Origin of the sequence: Klebsiella sp. 4_1_44FAA (assembly GCF_000238715.1) — a bacterium.
Lineage (GTDB): Bacteria > Pseudomonadota > Gammaproteobacteria > Enterobacterales > Enterobacteriaceae > Klebsiella > Klebsiella pneumoniae.
On sequence record NZ_JH414816.1, the window covers coordinates 3,488 to 10,172 of the forward strand.

Sequence of the window (6,685 nt, forward strand, 5' to 3'; positions counted from 1 at the left end):
AAGCTGACCGATTGACGCAGTGGGACCGTGGTCCCAGACAGATAAGCTGACCGATGACGCAGTGGGACCGTGGTCCCAGGCAGATAACGTGACCGACGACGCAGGTGAGACCGTGGTCCCAGGCAGATAACCTGACAGACGATGCAGGTGGGACCGTGGTCCCAGACAGATAAGCTGACCGATGACGCAGGTGGGACCGTGGTCCCAGACAGATAAGCTGACCGATGACGCAGGTGGGACCGTGGTCCCAGGCAGATAACCTGACCGACGACGCAGGTGGGACCGTGGTCCCAGACAGATTACCTGACCGGCGATGCAGGTGGGACCGTGGTCCCAGAGAGAATATTCAGGCCAGTTATGTTTTCTGGCCTGTGAGAAAGGAAATGAAGTAAAGGGAGATCACCGTAGAATAATGCGTGTCCGCATCAGACTCCTGGTTTCTCAAGCTCCTTAAGAATGGCTTCTATTTTCTCTATACACTCCGCAGGAATGCGGGACTTATCCAGGTTAAGCACCATTTTATCGCCCTTATACAATGCTGTTGCCCCTGGAGCAAACTGATGACGTGAGCTCAGATTAACTCTTGATGCGGGAGATTGTTTCAGTACGGATGTTAAAAGACTAATGACCTCTTCAGCTTCAAAGATTAGTCCCGCTTTCTTCTGATCGTGGAGAGTCTCAGCCTGCTGCTTCAGTAATTCTTCTTTATCTGCAAAAGCCTTCTGAAGGGCTTCACCTGACCGGGCAGACAGTTCTCCAGGATGTGCAAACAGGGCAACAACGGATTTAGGCAGTTTGGCCGTATTGATACAGCGGGTAATGATCTTACGAGAGATGTTTTCCGCATCGGCAAGCGCAGAAATGTTTCCAGCAAACTCATTCTGCAGCCGGCTTGTATAACGCAGGCCACGTTCATAAGCACTTGTTGGGCGATAATCGTTACCCAGTCGGGACAATGCAGCCATCTGCTCATCGTCCAGTTCACCAACCAGAACGCGATAATCACTTTCCGTCAGGATTGCGGCTTTACGGCGACGGCTGCCGTCTGCAATTTCTATGACATCAGAAACCCGGCGGCCAAAAGCTGGAGTCTGCTGACCGGTCAGTAAAAAAGATGGGATAAGATCATCCAGAGCATCTTCGGTAAGCAGTTCCTGATCGCGCTCATTGCCTGACCATACGCGTGAAGCGCTCTCAACAGTGTCTCCCCGGAGCACTTCAAGGGTAAATTTTACTTCACGGCCACATACCGGAAGAGAGATGGCATTACCGCGAGCCATGGCACCCACGCGCGCAATTAATGAATCCACCATAGGCGCGGCTGGCGCCGGTGATGAAGTATCTTCAGTCGATTGAGTGTGTGTGGTATGTCTTGGAATGACAGGAGCACGCTTCATTATCTAATCTCCCAGCGTGGTTTAATCAGACGATCAAAAATCTCATTGCAAACAGGTTCCCAGATAGAAAGGGCGTTACGCCAGGCGCCGGTTGAAGAACGTTGATCAATTGCCTGTTCAAAAACGGTTCTCATACGGATCTGACCTTTGCCGACTTCATCCGTTTCGCGCACAACATTTTTAAGGACCATGCTTCCCCAGGCATCCCGAATTTGTTCTTCCATCCACGGGGACTGCGAGCCATTATTATTACTGTATTTGGTAAGCAGAATACGGACATCTGGCTCGAAGCCTTTAAGATCCACGTTCTTAAGCAGGTCACGAAGCATATCGAAAAACTGCAGTGCGGAGGTGTAGTCGAACAGCTCTGCCGGAGTAGGGACAATCAGAACATCAGCAGCGCATACAACATTTATCGTACCGATACCAAGGTTGGGTGCGCTGTCGATAACTATCACGTCATAATCATGAGCGACAGTTTCAATGGCCAGACGGAGCATCAGGTGCGGGTCAGCAGGTAATTTGCCTTCGTCAAATTTCCCCATCAGCTCGGTTTCAATGCGGTGCAGTGCCAGACAGGACGGGATGATATCAAGGCCAGGCCAGCAGGTGGGCTTTATAGCGTAGCTGGCGTCATCCTTTTCCCCAAGATAAAAGGGCAGGAGAGTGTCCTCAGCATGAATATGAAGATCGGGCACCCATCCGTGATACATAGAAGCAGTTCCCTGTGGGTCATTGCCTTCAACAAGCAGAACACGGAGTCCTTTCAGAGCAAGATCCTGAGCCAGGTGAACGGATACTGAGGTTTTGTAAACACCACCTTTGTGAGCTGCAACGCCAATCACCGGCGGAAACGCATCTTCAGCACGGCGCAGTCGTGTACCAAATACATCCCGCATGTGATTGATTTGTTCGATGGTATAACCAACGCGTTGCTCAACTCTCCCACGGGTTTCCATATCAGGGTGCGGCAGCCGGCCAGCTTTCTCGGCATCCCTGATAGCCTGAGATGACACGCCAACTAAATCTGCCGCTTCACCAATCCTCCAGCGCCGGGTTATTTTCCGGGCTTCCGGACTGTCATCATTAAACTGTGCAATGGCGATTGCTTTCGTCATTTCATGACCAGCACTTATGCACTGGTTGAGTGTATCCATGAGTCCCATACTGAACATCCTTTAATCATCACTTTGCATTATTTTATTAAATCTTGGAATTTATTGCAAAGCAACAATAAAATCGCAAAGTACACGAAAAAGTGCAAAGTGAACCACATTGGGTAATGAAAGAACGCAGGGGATTACAAAAGAGTACATACCGCAGTCAATTTTAATCACTGCCGCTCGCCGCAGTAAGCGATCTCACACAGTGAGAAAGCGGCGAGGAAGCGGAAAATCACAGAATTCACAGATTGCACGTACGTCGGGTTGGTAAAGATGGCTCGGGATCAGCCAGTTATAATGAAATTGACTGCGGTATGTAATATATTGACTATGGTATGATGCTTACCGCATCTGTGTCGAGGAAGAGGAAAGACGACTCAGCATACCGCAGTCAATGTTTTATTGTTGTACCTGTAGATCTCAATCTTCCAGAGCGTATTCAGGAAAATAAGGCCAGGGTTCTGGATATCTGGTGTGGCGCTTCCGGGCTTGTATCTGGGTTATTCATGGTCTCGATCCAATAATTGATCCCAAGGAGATCATAATGAGATCCAAAAGAGATCCCCGGATCGCTCCAGCATGCGCTGTAACTGGCTTTAACGTCTGTCTGGATCGACTGTGGAATGTAAAATGTTGACTGTTATATGCATAATCTAATACTGTGATATGCAACGGTATTTACTGAGGTATGTATATCCGTTGACTGCGATACGTATTACTACATCCTTTTGTGGATAACCGTTGAGGATCAAGATGACGAGCGAAAATAACAGCTTACTTCTGAACCTTCAGGAGGTTGATAAGACAACCGGTGAAGTTGTTAAGCTGGATGTCAACAGCACCAGTACCGTGCAGCCAGTAGCGCTCATGAGACTCGGTCTCTTCGTCCCAACTCTGAAATCAACAGGGAAGAGCAAGGCGAACCGGAAAAACGTTACAGACGCTACTGAGGAGCTTGTACAGCTGTCCATTGCCAAAAGCGAAGGATACACTGACGTTAAGATCACCGGTTCGCGTCTTGATATGGACACGGATTTTAAAGTCTGGCTGGGGATAATACGCTCCATGTCGGAGTATGGGGTAAAAAGTGACACCCTGGAACTGTCGTTCGTCGAATTCGTTAAGATGTGCGGATTTGACTCCCGTCGTTCAACAAAAAAATGCGCGATCGCATCAGTAATTCCCTGTTTAAACTCGCCTCGGTTACGCTGAAGTTCCAGAGCGAGACCAAAGGATGGACCACCCATCTGGTGCAGTCAGCCTATTATGACATCAACGAGGATATCGTTGAGATCAAGGCTGAACCTAAGCTGTTTGAGCTTTACCACATGGACAGAAGGGTACTGCTGCGGCTGAAAGCCATTGACGCCCTGCAGCGCAAGGAATCAGCCCAGGCGCTTTATACCTACATCGAAAGTCTTCCCCAGAATCCTGCACCTATTTCCATGAAACGGATGCGTGACCGGCTGAATCTCACCTCAAATGTCTATACGCAGAACCACACGGTGCGTAAGGCGATGGAGCAGCTGCGGGATATTGGTTATCTGGATTACACTGAGTTTAAACGTGGCCGAGCCACCTATTTCAGCGTGCATTATCGCAACCCCAAACTCATCAGTGGTCCTGTGAAGGTTCCGCGCAAAGAGGAAGAAGAGAAGGCGCCAGAGCAAAATTATGACGAAGTCATTAAGGCGCTGAAGGCTGCTGGCATCGATCCCCTTAAACTGGCCGAAGCTCTCTCAGCGATGAAGCCAGAAAATTGACTGCGATATGCATAACATGACTGCCGGATGCCGCTAAGGACATTCCATTGACTGTGATATGCATCACGCATACCGCAGTCAATATGTGTTCTCCATCATGTCTGCCATGATCGAACAATATTGACTGTCATATGTGATTTCAGGCCGTGATACGCAGATATTGACTACGGTATGCGGGTTTAACGGCGATATTCCCAGGTCTGTGCACTGCTCCACACGTGTTAACATGCCACAGTCAATTTTTCAGTAAAGCTCTATACCCCTTACGAAAATCTCAATCGGATGCTGAGACGGTCATGTTACCTGACGGTATCCGTTCCCCTGTGTATTGCAGGTTTAGCCCGGCAGGATGAGACTGCAGCTGTCTGTATAACCCGGCGCCAGCTTCACACTGCTAAATGCGAACAGGAGACCGATGGCAGAAGGGAGTGAGCCACAGGGGTGAATGACTTTCGCAATTAACGGGATGATTCACTGAGTTTTCAGGAAACAATACACTGTGGGATGTACGGCCTGTGTCCTGTCTTGTCTGCGGTATGTCGATGCCTGCAGGCTTGCAGGTCACCGTGCAAGACCACGGCTGTTCAGTCATCCGAATGATGTCCTGGTGTGCTGGAGCAGGGAGGGGCACTGAATGCGCTCTGCTCCTGTATTTCGTATTAGCGGAATACAGGACGTCATGCCAGGCCCGTCAATCTCAGCCGGCCGGGGGCAGGGAGCGAAGGATCTCCGCGGCATCTCGCCCATCACCGGTAAAGGGAACGGCCAGGGTGGCAGCCATGTCCAGCGCAAATACCCGGGTATAGACTTCCATCGAGCGCGGATCCTTATGCCCGGCCAGTGCCTGGATGACCTTCCTGGGCTGCCGGTGATAAAGCATGTGCATAATATAGCTGTGACGGAAAGTATGCGGCGTCACGGGGATCGAAAAATGCACGCCGTCAGCTTCAGCCCGCTTCACCGCCTGTTTCAGCCAGTTGCGCATTGTCTCATCCGTGACCGGCCATAACGGCTCACGCCGGCGGGGGCGGGTGGTGACCATCCAGCTTTCCATCTGACGCACAAAACTGGCATCCGTCAGCGGTACCAGACGCACTTCATCTTTTGGCGGCCGGCCACGACGTGCCCGCACTTTTTCCGACAGCACCCGAACAAAAGGGCGCAGACCATCCAGGTCGAACGATTCCGGGGTGAGCGTCCGGGCTTCACCGATACGGATCCCGGTATTCCACATGGTGGCGAACAACATGTGGTGACGCTGGTCAGGCATATACCAGAGGAGGGCGCTCACTTCCGGCGCCAGGAGGTAAGCCGGCGTGGCACCTGTTGAGGTGGCCATCCGCCGGAGTGCCACCGCGGTCGCAAAATCAACGCCCGGGGCGATCGGCAGCAGGGAGACGCGTTCTGGTGAATTCTGCAAGGGAATGATGCTGTTCATGAGTTATTTTTCACGTAGCGCACGCACTGTTTATGGATACAGGTATTTTGCACCTGACGGGCCGATCCTGCCATGACAATAAATCGCAGCGCGCGGATCCTTTTGTTGTCTTATCCCGCATTATTGCGGGAAAAACCAAATGCGTAAAGGATCCTTTTTCTGCTCAGATCCTCCATGAAGCCAGTCATGACGCGGGCTGAGGGCTGTTTTACGGTTTTTGGGAGAATTGGAGTAATGCCAGGATGTACATGTTAGGCAGGAAAAAGAAGAGAAGAGAGCGCTACGCGATTTCCGGCCTGGTACACCCCTGTAACCTTGCGGGATTTCGCGTAACGCTTTCATAAGTTTACAACAGAAGAGAAAAGATATTTGCTGAAAAATGAAGTCCGTAAGTTAAATAAAAAATCATGATCCGTCCGGCACTATGTACTTAGCTGTCGTTTAGGTCTTAGGTGTTTTTGCTAAATTACGATGGTATCCCTTGTCAGAGTAATCTGGCTTGTCCTGCACATCTTCAGGTGACAATCCAGTGCAATTTCAGGGGTTAATCCTTTTGTCGTCAGCAGAATCTATCTATAAACGGGCTGTTTGTTGGTTCGCCAGAAGGAAAAAATTTAGCGTCTGAAGTGGTCAACAAAAACTGGCCACCGCGTTAGAGTTTTTCCAGTATCGGTTTTCTGATTCGTTTGGCGGTAACCCACCATTATATTCGTGCGGTCTTAGTGCGCTGTAATATCCAACGATATAGTCCGTTATTGCGTGAGCTGCATCGCTGAAGCTTACATAGCCCCGTCGCCGGCACCCATTCGTTCTTCAGACTCCTGAAGAAGCGCTCCATTGGGCTGTTATCCCAGCAGTTTCCACGCCGACTCATACTCTGCCTGAACCCGGTATCGCCACAGTAACTGCCGGAACTGCCTGCTC

At 50.4% G+C, this 6,685-nt stretch carries 3 protein-coding genes and 2 pseudogenes; 1 reads left to right on the forward strand and 4 read right to left on the reverse strand.

Features of this window, described 5'->3' with window-relative positions; all coding sequences use genetic code 11:
- Nucleotides 1-425: 425 nt before the first annotated feature.
- Nucleotides 426-1,397 carry a ParB/RepB/Spo0J family plasmid partition protein gene (locus HMPREF1024_RS00655; protein WP_009309982.1) on the reverse strand — a complete coding sequence of 324 codons (972 nt, stop codon included), beginning with the start codon at nucleotides 1,395-1,397 and terminating at the stop codon, nucleotides 426-428.
- A complete protein-coding gene (gene sopA / locus HMPREF1024_RS00650) occupies nucleotides 1,397-2,563 on the reverse strand; it encodes a plasmid-partitioning protein SopA (RefSeq protein WP_000523812.1) in 1,167 nt (388 codons plus the stop codon). Before sopA ends, HMPREF1024_RS00655 begins: the two co-directional genes overlap by 1 nt.
- A gap of 750 nt (nucleotides 2,564-3,313) precedes the next feature.
- On the opposite strand from sopA, the pseudogene HMPREF1024_RS0127855 reads away from it, so the two are divergent.
- A pseudogene (locus HMPREF1024_RS0127855) lies at nucleotides 3,314-4,323 on the forward strand (RepB family plasmid replication initiator protein).
- 697 nt (nucleotides 4,324-5,020) lie between these two features.
- On the opposite strand, the gene HMPREF1024_RS00645 reads toward HMPREF1024_RS0127855, so the two are convergent.
- Nucleotides 5,021-5,761 (reverse strand): tyrosine-type recombinase/integrase, encoded by a 741-nt coding sequence (locus HMPREF1024_RS00645; RefSeq protein ID WP_001515717.1) that lies wholly within the window; start codon nucleotides 5,759-5,761, stop codon nucleotides 5,021-5,023.
- A 630-nt stretch (nucleotides 5,762-6,391) separates the two neighbouring features.
- Nucleotides 6,392-6,685 (reverse strand): annotated as a pseudogene (locus tag HMPREF1024_RS29700) (integrase core domain-containing protein); the annotation flags it as partial.